The organism is Lentzea sp. NPDC006480, from assembly GCF_040611995.1.
Taxonomy (GTDB): Bacteria; Actinomycetota; Actinomycetes; order Mycobacteriales; family Pseudonocardiaceae; genus Lentzea.
This window is the reverse complement of record NZ_JBEXPJ010000053.1, coordinates 17,398-30,295: the sequence shown is the minus strand read 5'-3', so window position 1 is coordinate 30,295 and position 12,898 is coordinate 17,398. Positions and strand designations below refer to the sequence as shown.

The 12,898-nt window shown below is 67.5% G+C and carries 11 protein-coding genes; 3 read left to right on the top strand and 8 right to left on the bottom strand.

Going from position 1 to position 12,898, the window contains the following annotated elements; all coding sequences use genetic code 11:
- The gene (locus tag ABZX92_RS21840; protein ID WP_355562192.1) at positions 1–1,749 is read right to left on the bottom strand and encodes a hypothetical protein; all 1,749 of its coding nucleotides are present in this window, start codon (positions 1,747–1,749) and stop codon (positions 1–3) included.
- A gap of 138 nt (positions 1,750–1,887) precedes the next feature.
- Here ABZX92_RS21840 and ABZX92_RS21835 point away from each other — a divergent pair, with 138 nt between their 5' ends.
- Positions 1,888–2,751 (top strand): helix-turn-helix transcriptional regulator, encoded by an 864-nt coding sequence (locus ABZX92_RS21835; protein WP_355562190.1) that lies wholly within the window; start codon positions 1,888–1,890, stop codon positions 2,749–2,751.
- A gap of 127 nt (positions 2,752–2,878) precedes the next feature.
- Positions 2,879–3,061 carry a DUF397 domain-containing protein gene (locus ABZX92_RS21830; RefSeq protein WP_355562187.1) on the top strand — a complete coding sequence of 61 codons (183 nt, stop codon included), beginning with the start codon at positions 2,879–2,881 and terminating at the stop codon, positions 3,059–3,061.
- On the opposite strand, the gene cobF is transcribed toward ABZX92_RS21830, so the two are convergent.
- From cobF to ABZX92_RS21800, 6 genes are read right to left on the bottom strand one after another with little or no spacing between them, the layout of a single operon-like run.
- Positions 3,040–3,783 carry a precorrin-6A synthase (deacetylating) gene (gene cobF, locus ABZX92_RS21825; protein WP_355562185.1) on the bottom strand — a complete coding sequence of 248 codons (744 nt, stop codon included), beginning with the start codon at positions 3,781–3,783 and terminating at the stop codon, positions 3,040–3,042. The genes ABZX92_RS21830 and cobF overlap by 22 nt on opposite strands.
- Before the next feature lie 9 nt (positions 3,784–3,792).
- Complete coding sequence (locus ABZX92_RS21820) at positions 3,793–4,959, bottom strand: MFS transporter (protein WP_355562183.1); 1,167 nt, start codon at positions 4,957–4,959, stop codon at positions 3,793–3,795.
- The gene (locus ABZX92_RS21815) at positions 4,953–6,179 is read right to left on the bottom strand and encodes a phenylacetate--CoA ligase family protein (protein WP_355562180.1); all 1,227 of its coding nucleotides are present in this window, start codon (positions 6,177–6,179) and stop codon (positions 4,953–4,955) included. Before ABZX92_RS21815 ends, ABZX92_RS21820 begins: the two co-directional genes overlap by 7 nt.
- Positions 6,176–8,647, bottom strand: a complete 2,472-nt coding sequence (locus ABZX92_RS21810) for an acyl-CoA reductase (RefSeq protein WP_355562177.1) — start codon at positions 8,645–8,647, stop codon at positions 6,176–6,178. The genes ABZX92_RS21815 and ABZX92_RS21810 overlap by 4 nt, the downstream gene beginning before the upstream one ends.
- A complete protein-coding gene (locus ABZX92_RS21805) occupies positions 8,644–9,783 on the bottom strand; it encodes a hypothetical protein (RefSeq protein WP_355562174.1) in 1,140 nt (379 codons plus the stop codon). The genes ABZX92_RS21810 and ABZX92_RS21805 overlap by 4 nt, the downstream gene beginning before the upstream one ends.
- The gene (locus tag ABZX92_RS21800; protein ID WP_355562171.1) at positions 9,780–10,907 is read right to left on the bottom strand and encodes a GNAT family N-acetyltransferase; all 1,128 of its coding nucleotides are present in this window, start codon (positions 10,905–10,907) and stop codon (positions 9,780–9,782) included. The genes ABZX92_RS21805 and ABZX92_RS21800 overlap by 4 nt, the downstream gene beginning before the upstream one ends.
- Positions 10,908–11,351: 444 nt before the next feature.
- On the opposite strand from ABZX92_RS21800, the gene ABZX92_RS21795 reads away from it, so the two are divergent.
- On the top strand, positions 11,352–12,281 hold the full coding sequence (locus ABZX92_RS21795; protein WP_355562169.1) for a hypothetical protein: 930 nt from the start codon (positions 11,352–11,354) through the stop codon (positions 12,279–12,281).
- Here the strand turns inward: ABZX92_RS21795 and ABZX92_RS21790 are convergent.
- Positions 12,253–12,891 carry a peptidylprolyl isomerase gene (locus ABZX92_RS21790; RefSeq protein ID WP_355562166.1) on the bottom strand — a complete coding sequence of 213 codons (639 nt, stop codon included), beginning with the start codon at positions 12,889–12,891 and terminating at the stop codon, positions 12,253–12,255. The two genes, ABZX92_RS21795 and ABZX92_RS21790, sit on opposite strands and share 29 nt — an antisense overlap.
- Between the last annotated feature and the right edge of the window lie 7 nt (positions 12,892–12,898).

Genomic DNA, 12,898 nt, shown 5'->3' with positions numbered 1-12,898 from the left:
TCAGCTGGCCACGACTGTGTGCGTCACGTTCCCCAGCGCCACCACGAACTCGCCGCCGGTGTGCGGAAGAACGTTCGTGCGGCGCCAATGCAGGAGGATCGCCGCGACGTACGGGTCGCCCCGTGTCACCGTGATCCGCTCGCCGTCGCTGAACCGCAACAGCGTTCGCCCGCTGTCGGTCGCGGTGGCGACCAGCCCCGTGGTCGGGAGCTGGGCATCGATCCACTCCGCGGCCTCGTCGTCGGGGAGAGGCTCCGCCTGCACCACGATCTCCGCGTTGCTCCGCGTCGTCGGGTCTGCTTCGAGGTCGGAGATGACCAGGCAGGAGTCGAGGAACTCCTCCGCATGCTTGAGAATCGCGGGATGACGTTCGATCCGCTGGGTACCGTCGGCCTGCGTCCTGACGACCACCTGGTGGGCCGTGACGTCGTGACGCTCCACAACGGACGGCAGCGCCATCGTGCCGACGCGGGGGTTCGCGGTGAACAGCGGCAGGTCGAGAAGACTGCGCAGGGCGTTCGCGGCGGCCTTGAGCCCTTCACCGCGGAGCGCGAACACCCGGTCGGTGTGGTGCTTCCACCTCTCGGGGCAGTTCTCCGCGATTGCGCGATCCACCTGCTCCCGCAACGGTTTCGCGACGTCGAGACGGGGGAGTGCCAGGTGCAGTGCGGTGTAGGGCGAGGCGGGGTCGAGCTCCGCACGTCCGTCGGCCGCGATCAGCACCGGCAGGCCCAGCCCGACGGCGTAGCCGGACGTGACGCTGCCGTGGTCGCCGACGACGAGGTCGGCGGAGACGAGCGCGCTCTGCCAGGTGCCCGGCTCGATGATCAAGAGTCCGCTCTGGATCTCGTTGCGCAGGTGCAGGCGGACCTCGAACTTGCTGTGGCCGTACCAGATGTTGTTGTGCAGCACCAGGGCGACGACGTACTCGTCCGCGGACAGGTCCGCGACGAGACGGGTGACGACCTTCAGCTGGGTGGCATAGGTCGACCGCGGTCCCCAGGTAGAGGAGACGACGATCAGCTTGCGCCTGCCGACGCCCAGCTCCCGGCGGAAGCGCGGCCTGTGCCGCAGGTACGCTACGAGCTTGTCCAGCACCAGGTCGCCGATGACGATGTCGCGCCCGCGTGCCTCGTCGCACAGCCGGGTTCGCTGCTCGGGCGCACTCAGCCCCAGGAGGCTGACGAACGTCGTGCCGTCGGGCGCGAGCTCGTGCGACGACAGCCCGGCTGCTCCGGGACGCCCGCCTGTAGACGCGAGGCGCGCCCTGTTGTAGCCGGCGCCGTGGGCGATCACGAAGATGTCGCTGTCGAACTCCTTCTGCAGTTCGGCGAGCTGCCCGTCGGCGTGGGCGGCGAAGATGGCGTCCCAGTGGAGCTCGCACGCCTCCTTCCACTGGATCTCCTCCGCCCCCAGTGCGCGCAGCTTGCCGACCAGCTCCCTGGCGAACTGGGAGCCGATCTCCACGGTGAACTTGATGGCCAGGCTGACGCCTTCGCCCACCACCTCGAGCAGTTCGAGCACTCGGTCCATTGAGGTGTGTGTTCTCACCACCACGAGCAGATAGCGGTCGATCCGCAGGGTCTCCCGCTCGCGGTTGCGCCCGACCCGGTGGCGCCACCGGATCGGCGGGTCCGGAGGAACGTACGGGCACGGCGGCCTGATCCACGACGTGAGCGCGCGCACGCCCTCGAGGAGTCGCTGCCACAACGGGCGGCGCCTCTTCTCGGCGGGGACATGTGCGGGCACTTGTGGGGCTCGTTCCACTTCGGGATGGCGGTCGGGCGGATCTCCGCCTAATGTCCCTCTGGCGGGTGACTGCTAGCCGTCGGGAGGCTGGCGAAAGGCTATGTGGCTACCCGACACCGCGCAAGCCAGGAGGAGACGATGACTGAGCCCAAGAAGAACCCGGTGGTTCAGCAGCGACGACTGCGCGCCGAGCTGAGGAAGGCGAGGGACCAGGCCAGACTCACCCAGGCCCAGGTGGCGGAAGAGATGGATTGGTCTGTCAGCAAAGTGATCCGCGTGGAGACCGGGGCTGTCGGGTTGTCCATCACGGACCTGCGCGGGCTGCTCCAGCTCTACGGCGTGATCGACAAGGCCGCGGTCGACGACCTCGTTCAGGTCGGCAAGACGAGCCGCAAGCGCGCGTGGTGGGACAACTACCGGGAGTCCCTGGGCGAGGTCGTGACGAAGTTCATCGGTCTTGAGCAGTCCGCGTCGCTCGTCCGCCAGTATCAGGAAGAGGTCTTCCCGGGACTGGTGCAGACGCAGGCGTACGCGACAGAGGTGCTCAAGGTTTTCGCGGCCGAGCGGGAGCGAATCCAAATGAGCGTCGAGGCGCGGAACAAACGCCAGGCCATCCTCGATCCCGCCTTGTCGGTCAGGTTCGAGTTCGTGATCGAGGAGAGTGCGTTCCGTCGAATCGTGGGAAACGCCGAGGTGATGCGAGAGCAGCTGGAGCTACTGAAGACGCTTAACCGGCAGCCGAACGTGAGTATTCAGGTGCTCCCGTTCGCGAAAGGCGTGCACCTCGGCATGAAATACGGTTCCTACGCGGTGCTGGAGTTCTCCGGTGACGAACAGGACTACGTCGTGGCGCGGGAGTCGCGAGGGGTGGACCTCGTGCTGAGTGACGACCTCGAGCAGGCCGGCGAGTATGTGGAGTCGTTCGTCGACCTGCAAAAGCTGGCTACGCCGTCCGCGAACCTGGACGAGATGATTGACCGGTACATCGCCGACTTGACGTGAATTCCAACTCGCCGCAGGCCCGGCAGGCGGATCGGAGTAGCACTGATCCCTCTGACGGGCGTAGAGGCGCAGGTAAAAAGCCGGATACGCTGGGTGGCGGTCTTATCGGTTCGGTCGAGGGGGCTCGATGTCGGACGAGAAAGCCGTGTGGAGGAAGAGTTCACACTCTCTAGAGGGAAACTGCGTCGAGATGGCCTTCGTCGCCGACGCGGTGCTCGTTCGCGACTCACAAGACCGCAATGGACAAATACTTGCCATCCCGGTCGAAAACTGGACGTCTTTTCTTGGTCAGCTCCTGCGCAGCAGGTAGGTGTCCATGATCCAGCCCTTGCGCGCACGGGCCTCCTCGCGCACCGAACGGATCTCCGCCGCGACGTCGCCGACACGCCCGGACACCAGGATCTCGTCCGGCATACCCAGGTAGGCGCCCCAGTAGATCCAGGTGTCCGGGTCGACGCCCTCGAACGAGTACTTCGCGTCCAGCATCACCGCGACGTCGTCCACATCGGACGGCCACCCCGAGGCCAGCCGCCGCCCGGTGGTGATCTGGACGGGCTTGCCGACCTGGTTCAGCGACACGCGGTGCCCGGCCGTCAACGCCGCCACCGACGTCACGCCGGGAATCACCGAGACCTCGAACGACTCACCGCGACCGAGCAGATCGTCCAGGATCGCCAGCGTCGAGTCGTACAGGGACGGGTCGCCCCACACCAGGAACGCCCCGACCTCGTCCTCGCCCAGCTCCGACAGCAGCGAAAGCACCACGTCCGCGCGCGCCCGCCGCCACTTGTCGATCTCCGCCGCGTAGTCGGACGGGGAGCGGTCGCGATCCGGGTCACGGCCCTCGACCCAGCGGTACGGCCGCGTGACGTGCTCGGCCAGGATCGACGCGCGCAGGTCGACGAGCTCCTGCTTCACGGATCCCTTGTCCAGCACGAAGAACACGTCGACCGTCTGCAGCGCCTTCACGGCCTGCACCGTCAGGTGGTCGGGGTTGCCCGCGCCGATACCGATGACCAGGATCTTTCGCACGGCCACACACTAACCGAGCGCTGGAACCGGCTCCCGCACCCGAGCCAGGACCGCACCGAGCACCAGCAGTCCCGCACCCTGCGCCAGCACGAGCACCTGTGCGCCCAGCAGGTCGCCGAACACGCCGAAGCTGAGGAACGCCACCGGGTACGTGAAGCTCAGCACCGCCGTCAACGCCGCGAAGAACCGTCCCTTCGCCGCGGCCGGCACGACCTGCTGGAACAACGTCATGAACTTGACGTTGCACACCCCGAGGCAGAACCCGCTCAACGCCAGCGCCACCACGTAGACCGGCAGCGAGACGACCACGCCGGGCACCGCGAGGAACACCCCGAACAACGCCACGCAGACCGCGCCGAACGAGGTGATCGAGCCGCGCACCGGGATCCGCGGGGCCAGCAACGCGCCACAGATCAGCCCGAGCCACACCGCGGACTCCAGCAACGCCAGCGACCCGGCACCCGCGCCCAGCACGGACTTCGTGTACAGCGGCAACACCAGCACGGTCGGCGTCGAGAAGAAGTTGATCCCGGCGAACACCAGCATCACCGGCTTCACCCCGGGCAACGTGCCGAGGAACGCCCACATGCCGCGCTCACCAGGAACGCCGGGAACAGAGGCGAACCGTGCGAGAAGCAGGCAGAGCACCGAGATCAGGTACGTCAGAGCGTTGACCGCGACGGCACCTTCAAAGCCCACCGACGCCAGCAACACCGCACCGAACGCCGCTCCGGCGAAGTTCGCGACGGGCTGCGTCGACGAGCCGTAGCTGACCGCACGGGGCACATCAGCCGGAGAAACCAGCTCCGGCAACGCCTTCATCAACGTCGGATCGAAGAACGCCTGACAACAGGCCAGCACCAGCCCGACGACGTAGACGCTCCACACCGGAGGGTCGCCCAGCACCAGCAGCGACGACACCGCGAGGAAAGCCACCGCCTCGGCCCGCAGCATCACGGTCCGCGACGGCACCCGTGAGATGACCCGCCCGATGTACCCGACCAGGGTCAGCGATGGCAGCACGCCGACGACGAGGAACGCCCCGGCTGCGAGTCCGCGCGACGACGCTGGCATCTGCTCCAGCAGCCACCACAGCAACGCGATCTGGTAGAGCCGGGTGCCGCCCTGCGAGAGCACCTGGCCGAACCACACCAGCCGGAACGAACGGGTCAGCACGGGCGTTCGTCGATCAGCCGCAGGGTCTTGCCGCTGCGCGCGTTGACCTCCAGCGCGGACACCCACTCCAGGGCCAGCGGCGCCACCGTCTCGCGACCAACCTGCAGCTCGAACCGCGGGCTGATCACGTAGACCTGTTCCCGGACCGCGTCGAGAACATCCTGCTCAACACCAGCGATCCGCAACACCAGCTGATCCCGCGCGTCCACCCGCCGAATCACGACCTGAACGCCGTTGTGCACCACGCCGGCCCGGTCGACCGCGGCCCGCAGGTGGTCCAGATGAAGCGTCACGGGCCCGACCCGAGCACCCTCGTCGGCCCGTCCGAGCAGCCGGAAGATGCCGTCCTCGACGTCAACCCACTCGGCCAGATCGCCGACGGGGTACCGGATCATCGGCTGCAACCGCCGGGTGAGATCCGTCTGCAGCAACCGTCCTGGCTGACCCGGCGTGGTGATCGGGCGACCGGTGTCGACGTCGACGATCTCCAGCACCGAACTGTCCACAAAGGCCCGGAAGACCCGTGGATCGTCAGAACCGAGCACCGCGGTCCCGATGATCCCGCCGTCCACGCTGCCGTAGACGAACGACCGGAACTCGGCGTGCGGAAACGCCGAAGACAGCAACGCGCGTTGGTCGTCGTACAAGGCTTCACCGCTGAACAGGATCAACCGCACGGCCGGCAGCGACCCGACTTCCGAGACCACGTGCGCAGCCAGACGGCACAACGTCGTCGGGAAGCCGGCGACCACGGTGGCGTCGAAGTCCTGCATCGTCGACAACGTGAACTCGACGGGTGCGCTACCGGTGATCGGCAGCTGCACCAGGTCGATCGGCGAGCGCTGCAACGAGTTCAACGCGAAGATGAAGCTGGAGTACAGCTCCCCGGCCGCGAAGAGGTTCGCGATCCGGTCGCCGTGCTGAAGGCCCGCCGCAGGCAGCGTTTCCGCGTAGGTGCGGCACATCGCGTCCCATTCCTCGTTGGTGTAGAAGGACACCCGAGGAGCCTTGGTCGTACCGCCGGTCTTGAAGATCAGCCCGTCGGTGTGCGCGCGGGTCAGCACCTGGTTGTGACGGATGGTGTTCGCGGCCCAGAACGCGGCCTGGTCGATCACCGGGAGGTCGGCCAGCGACGAGCCCTCGACGCCGTCGTACAGCTCCTTGTAGAACGGGGAGTGCGTGCGGGCGTAACAAATGAGGTCGAGCACGGACACGTTCACACACTCCTGCTGCTGCGCTGGTCGACGACCGCGATCAACTTTCCACTGCTGCGAGTCCGCAGGAAGTCCGCGAGCGGCGCGTTCTCCACGCGCACGGCCAGCAGCTCGTCCTTCTCGACCGCCTCCGCGACCTCTGGGTAGCGCGCCAGCAGCGTGATGTGGCTGGCGGCGGGTTCGGGTGCACGGTCGCGTTCCATCCGCACCACCAGTTCCTCGCCGGACGCGTTCTCGTTCAGCTCGATCTGCAACGCGCCGGCGTAGCTGAACTCGTCCTCCAGGATCGTGAGGAACCTGCGGTAGTTCAACGTCTGCGCGGCCGCCCGGAACACGTCACCGGTGCGCCCCAGCAGTTCGAACCGCGGCGTGCGACGGCCACAGGCGCATTCGCCGGGAACCCAGCGGCCGAGGTCGCCGATCTCGTAGCGCTCCAACCGCTGCCCGCGCCTCGTGTGCGTGGTGAAGACGAGCCGGCCGGGTTCGGCACCGGAAACCGGGCGGTCGGACTCGGGGTCGAGGATCTCCAGCGTGTGCAGGCCGGTGAAGAGGTGGTGCACCTTGCCCGACGAGGCCTGGCACTGGTAGCCGACCGGGCCCGCGTCGACCGTGGCGTACGCGGCCGAGCGGATCGTCTCGATGCCGAACTCGTCGCGCAGCCGCGCGATGGCCTGCGCACCGAAGTGCTCGCCCGCGTAGAAGATCTTGCGGATGCCGCCGTACTCCTTGAGCATCTCCCCGTGCTCGGCGAAGAGCCGCTGCACGAACGACGGCGCGGTCAGCAGCGTGTCGACCCGGTTGTCCACGATGGCCTGCGCGATCGCGTCGAGCTGGCCCCACTCGCCGCCCATCGGGAACTGCACGGCGTTCATCCGCTCCAGCGCGGAGAAGAAGCTGACGAAGCTCGCGTACATGTGCCCGTTGAAGAACAGGTTCATGATCCGGTCGTGTCGCGGGTCGAGCCCGGTGGCGAGCAACGCCTCGGCGCCGACCCACATCTGCTCGTCCCAGTCCGCCCAGGTGTACGCGGACAGTTTGGGTGCGCCTGAGCTACCGCCGCTGCGGAAGTACACGTCCGCCGGACGGTCCTGCAGCGTCTCGAAGTCGGACTTCGCCGTCACCGCGACGGCGGGCACCGGCAACTGACGGGACTCGGCCAGGTCGTCCAGCGAGGCGTCGGACGCGAACCTGTCGTCGAGCTGCACGGACACCCGGTTGCTGTAGCGCTGCAACGCGTACACGCCGTCGTGCGGCTCACCGCTGTACCCGCCGAGCATCGAGCCGGGCGTGGTGATCCGTTGCACGCCAACGGAAACGAACGACCGCGCGAGCAGAGCCACGTCAGGGCGCTCGGCCGCTAGCCCGACGGTCTGCAGGTAGCGGCGCATCGGCCGCAGCACCGACGTGATCTCCTTGCGCGGCAGCGGCTTCACCCACACGGTCCGGTACAGCGGCGAGGTGCGCAACGCCGGCCGCACGTCCGCCAGCACCCGCCAGCGGTCGCCGGTGTGCACCTTGGTGAGCCCGAGGTGTTCCTCCAGCTGGGCGACGAGCACGGTGTTCGTGATCTCCGCCCACTCCGCCTGCGAGGGCTCGCGGGTCAGCGGCCCGGTCAGCTCCAGCACCGAAGCGAACCGCTCGGCGAACGCGAACACCTGCGCCGGGTCCTCGGTGTCGAGGTAGATCACCTGCGGACTGGAACACGCCTGCTGCTCCAACGCGCAGATGTCCGCGGCCAGTGCGTGCAGAGTGTCCACATCGGACCACGAGTCGCGGGTCAGGTAGGCGAACGACAGCTTCGGACCCCAGTCGATCACCCGCGCGCCGGGCCGGACGAGCGCCGCGACGCCGTTGATCGCCTCCTCGCCGCCCCACACGGCGACGGCGTCGGCCGCGCCGAGCATGCGCGTCATCCAGTCGGTGTTCGACGACGAGAAGCGCAGCACGATGAGCCGGGCGGCGATCTGACCGGTGTGGTCGTGCGAGGCCAGCGCGGCGAGCACTTCGGCGGTGAAGCCGGAGTCGTCCGAAGCGACCTTGATGACGTTCAGGTTGCCCGACAACAGGCCCTCAACGGCGCTCAGCACGCCTGCTGCGGGCGCGTTGCCCGCCGTCACGTGTGCGAGCAGCCCGAGCGGCACCCAGGCCTCGTACGTGGGCGTGCGGAAGTCGAAACGGACCATCCGCGCCGGGTCGAGGTTGCCGAGCTCGCGCTGGAGCTTGCGTTCCAGCTCGGGGCGGCTCAGCGCGTGCCGCAACGCGTCGAGCGTCTCCTCGATCTCCATCTCGTCGAGACCCCACGACGCCAGCGCGCCGCGATGGTCGTCCAGGACCAGCTTCTCGGCCGCCGCGAGCACCACGAGCGGGCTCAGCCGCGGGCCGGTGACAACCTGCTGGGTGCGGTCCTCCAGGGTGTCGAGCCGATGCGCGACCGAGTCGTCGTCGACCCACTCGCCCTGCCAGAAGTGCCTCATTTCCTACCCTTCAAGAGTTCTGCGGCTGCGATGGCGCACGAACGGTTGCGGGAGACGCCGGCGCGGCCGAGGATCTCGAACCACGGGGTCTCGTTGCCGCAACCGCACTCCTCAGGTGCGTGCAGTGCGGCGAGGTCACCCATCAGCACGCTCTGCGCGGGCGACGAGGTGATGTACGGGGAGACGAACTGGATGTAGCCGGATTCGCCGTACGGCAACGGTTCCAGCGTCCGGACGTCCCGGACGATCGCACGCGACCAGGTCGGCACGTGCAGGTTGTGGTGGGAGCACTCGACGTACGGCACCGAGTGCTCGACCGAGCCGTAGCTGTCGCGGATCCGCGCGTCCGGGATGCCGAGCATGTCGGTGACCTTCGCGCGCAACTCTTCCTTGGAGATCTGCTTGTCGGCGTTGCCTTTCCAACCGCCGCCGAACCACACCAGCGAGCGCTCGTTGAGCCTGATCGGCTCGACTCCCATGGCGCGCATGCGGTCGAGGGTGAAGCTCAGGAACGCGGGGAAGCCGAAGATCCGCACCGGCAGCCCGCTGTCCGCGAACTTCCGCAGCGCGCGGATGCTGCCGAACGCGTCGAACTCGTGGCCGGTGCCGGTGTGCGCGAGGCCGTAGTCGACCGACCGCACGGGCGCGAAGTCGGTCATGAACTGCCCGGTGAACGAGCTGCCGAGCTTGACGTTCGGCGTCGGCTGGTTGAGGTTGATCAGGTAGTGCACGGGTTCGGTGTCGTCGATGAACCCGTTGTGGTCGTAGATCCGGGCGACCATCCGCTGTCCGGCGCGCAACGTCCAGGCGTCCCAGAACATCTGCGACTTCTGCCCGGTCGTGCCGGACGAGGTGGCGTGCACGACGACCTCCTCGCGCGGCACCGACAGCACCTCGTGCATCTTGAAGAAGTTGGCGTGCACGTACGGCTGCTCGGTGATGTCCTTGAGGGGCTTGCCGTTCCACAGGCTGCGGAAGAACTCGTTGCGTTGTGCGTGCCACCTGTTCGACTCGTTCATGGCCTCCAGGAACAGTTCCTGGTCGCTGTGGTCGTACGGCGCCGCGATGTCGCACAGCTGCTGGACGGCACCGAGAGAGGAGTCCGGCACCGATGCCGGACCGAGGTGCGGGTTCATGCGCGAAACACTCCGTTGGTGTTGAGGAACTTCTGCGTCCACAGCTCGATGTACTGCTCGGTGAAGGGCCGGAACGCCTCGTCGATCGTGAGCCCGCGGAAGTCGGGCGGTTGCGGCGTGTGCACCATGACCACGTAGTCGTGGTAGCGGTCGCCGTCCTTGCGCATCGCCGGGTAGAGCGCGACCGGCAGGAAACCGAACGCCAGCAACGCACTCAGCTCGTCGAACTCGTGCAGCGGCACCAGCGTCTCGACGTGCGGCGCGCCCATGCCGGTGAGCGTGTCGATCACGCCGGCGAGGTGCGGGATGATCGTCTGCGGGCTGGGCGTGGCGCCGAAGATCGTGCAGTAGCCGTCGTGGCGGTTGAGGTGGCCGTAGATCTGGTACTCGCCCTGCTCGTCGGCCAGCAGCACGTTCGGCTTGTGCAGCGGGTAGAACCGGCGCGCGGGGTCGTTGATGGTGCGCTCGAAGTGCCGCTGCACGAACTGCGGCGCCTCGATGATCTCGATCCGTGACGGTTCGGATTCGGGGGCGTCCGCACCGTCGACGAACTCGGGCAGGTGCGGCAGGCCGATCGTGCGGTGCGTCGTGGTGACGAGCTTTTCCAGGGCTTTTGGCACTTTGTGCACTTCGGCGCGCTGGTCCAGCACCCCGTCACGGTGCTTGGCCAGCAACGCCATGGTCTCCCGCCGGGCGTGCTTGAAGAGGTTCGGCACGAGCCCGAGCGCGTGGAATCCGTTGCGCAGGCACACTCTTTGCGGCGCGAGGTGAATGGTGCGAGCCGTGCCGTAGACCGAGTCCACGTCGCCGGTCGCGAGCATGCGGCCGGTGATCTGGCCGACCGCGTGGTGCGCGATGCCCCCGCCCTGCGCGTCCGGGTCGACGACCAGCCCGGCGATCTTGCCCAGACGATCTTCGTGCTCGACGTGCCCGGTGATCGAGGCGACGACGCGGTTCTCGTCGCGCCACACCAGCCACGTGGTGCCCCGGGCTTCGATCTCGGCCGCCATCACGTCTGCGTCGGTGCCCATCGCGATGGGGTAGTTCGCGCCGTGCGCCCGCCGGTACAGCCTGAGCAGGTCGTCGATGTCGTCGAGTCGAGCCGGCTCGAACGCGGGTGCCACTGCAGTGCCTCCTTCTGTTTCGGCGCACACGAAATAAGCCGCGGACGGCTTCAGGTGAATGCGAGGGGTTGACCGATTTCCAGGCTACTGGCTGGTACAACCGCCGTTCAGGTGAGGGCAGCGCATGAGCAGCTAAATTGATTCCCGAGGGCGAGCGGGATCACAGGTACTCTTAAATAAGCCTTAATTCCCAAAGCTCTCGTTGGTCCTTCTGGGTGAGTTTTGACTGGTTGAAGGCTTGATCACCGCTGTGAGCGGGATCGCTTTCCTGGTTTTGTGAGGACCTGTTCCTTTCTGTCATATGTCAACATGCAGGCTTCTTGCCGCGCTATTTCCGTGCCAACACAACGAGTTGACAAGTGCTCCTATGCCGCTCCCGAGTGGAGGGAGAAACGGGAACGAGGTGTTGACCGCAGTGCAAGGCTTGTACGCGTGGAGCCCTTCTTGTCTGATGAGGACCCGGCCGAAGCCGTGCGGTCGTTGCCCGAACCGGCGCGGCGGCTGTTCCTCACCCTGTGCTGCATCAGGGAAGACGATCTCTGCACGTACGCGGTCGGTGAGGCCGGCGACGAGCTCGCGGTGCTGTCCGAGCACGGCCTGATCGAGATCGAGAACGGGCGGCTGAGCCTGCATCCCGGCGCTGTCGAGGCCGGTCGGGCGATGGCCGAACTGGCGGACAGCAGGTTCCACGTCGCCGACCAGCTGGCGGCCATCGAGGATCAGCAGGGGCGGCATGACCGCGCGCTCGCCTTCAAGGCCGAGGCCCTGGGACTTGCTTATGCGGCAGGCGATCCGCACGAGATCAGCAAGCAGCACCACGACTACGCGGTGCTGCTCGGCCGCGTGGACACCGGATCCCCGCGGGTGCTCGCGCACTACTTCGCGTCGGCGGCCATCGCCACGCGGACCGACGCCCCGACCCTGCCCGGCGAGATCGAGATGCTGGCGATGTTCGCCTTCGCGTTCGGCCTGCCGGAGCGCATGTCGTTGAACGACGACATCTGTGCGCCGGCCGAGGAGGTCGAGGGCGTGCGGTTGTGGGATCTGCTCGAGCGTCTTCCGCAGCGCGTTCCGGACGACCTGAGCCAGCTGGTCACGCGCGCGATGGAACGGGCGCAGGAGACCATGCGGGACTGGTCACCGCTGATGAGCGCCGTGGTGCTGCAGGCGGAGGGCGACACCCAGTACGCGGATCAGCTGGCGGCCGAGCTCGCCGGCCTGGAGCGGAACCCCGGTGCGGCACCAGTGGTGCACGCGTTCCGGCGCCTCCTGGCCGGCGAACGCGGCCCCGGCCTGCTGGACGGTCTGGGCATGCTGCCGTTCGGGATGGTGTCGAAGGTCCTGGCTACCCTGCGAGCACGTGCAGGATCCTGACCGGCTTCTTCGGTGCGCCGTCCAGGGTTCCGTCCGGCTGCGGCACGATCCCGGCCCGCACGATCCGGTCCAGCGTGTCCATGCCGTGCGTGACGTGGCCGATCACGGTGTACACGGGCTTGATGTGGGCGAACGAGTGCACGATGAAGAACTCGCTGCCGTTCGTGCCAGGCCCCTGGTTGCCGTACGCGATGGTGCCGCGCTCGTAGGTCTCCTTGCCGGTGACCTCGTCGGCGAACTTGTAGCCCGGCCCGCCCTCCTCGGCGCGGTAGATGTCACCGCACTGCAGCACCCCGAGCCGCGTGGTGTTCGTCAGCCGCCAGCACTGGCTCATCGTGTAGAACCAGCTGCGGGCCAGGTGCGCGAAGTTCTCCACCCCGCACGGCGCGTTGGCGCGGTCCAGCTTCGCGACCACCACGCCGTAGTTGGTCACGATGGTGACCTTCACGGTGCCCTTGGCCGGGACGGTCGCGGGCGGTGGCTGGACCGGGCGTGCGGCCGGGTTCTCCGGGGTGGGGGTGAACTCGCACTTGGCGGTCGGCGGTCCGGACGCGGCCGACGCGACCGGGGCCAGCACGACCATCATCAGCACAGCGAGCAGTAGCCTCATGACCGCC

Excerpts from the sequence above, each read along its gene's own strand:
- ABZX92_RS21830 (WP_355562187.1), top strand. The coding sequence starts at position 2,879 with ATGTCGGACGAGAAAGCCGTGTGGAGGAAGAGTTCACACTCTCTAGAG.
- ABZX92_RS21810 (WP_355562177.1), bottom strand. The coding sequence starts at position 8,647 with ATGAGGCACTTCTGGCAGGGCGAGTGGGTCGACGACGACTCGGTCGCG.
- ABZX92_RS21805 (WP_355562174.1), bottom strand. The coding sequence starts at position 9,783 with ATGAACCCGCACCTCGGTCCGGCATCGGTGCCGGACTCCTCTCTCGGT.
- ABZX92_RS21835 (WP_355562190.1), top strand. The coding sequence starts at position 1,888 with ATGACTGAGCCCAAGAAGAACCCGGTGGTTCAGCAGCGACGACTGCGC.
- ABZX92_RS21790 (WP_355562166.1), bottom strand. The coding sequence starts at position 12,891 with ATGAGGCTACTGCTCGCTGTGCTGATGATGGTCGTGCTGGCCCCGGTC.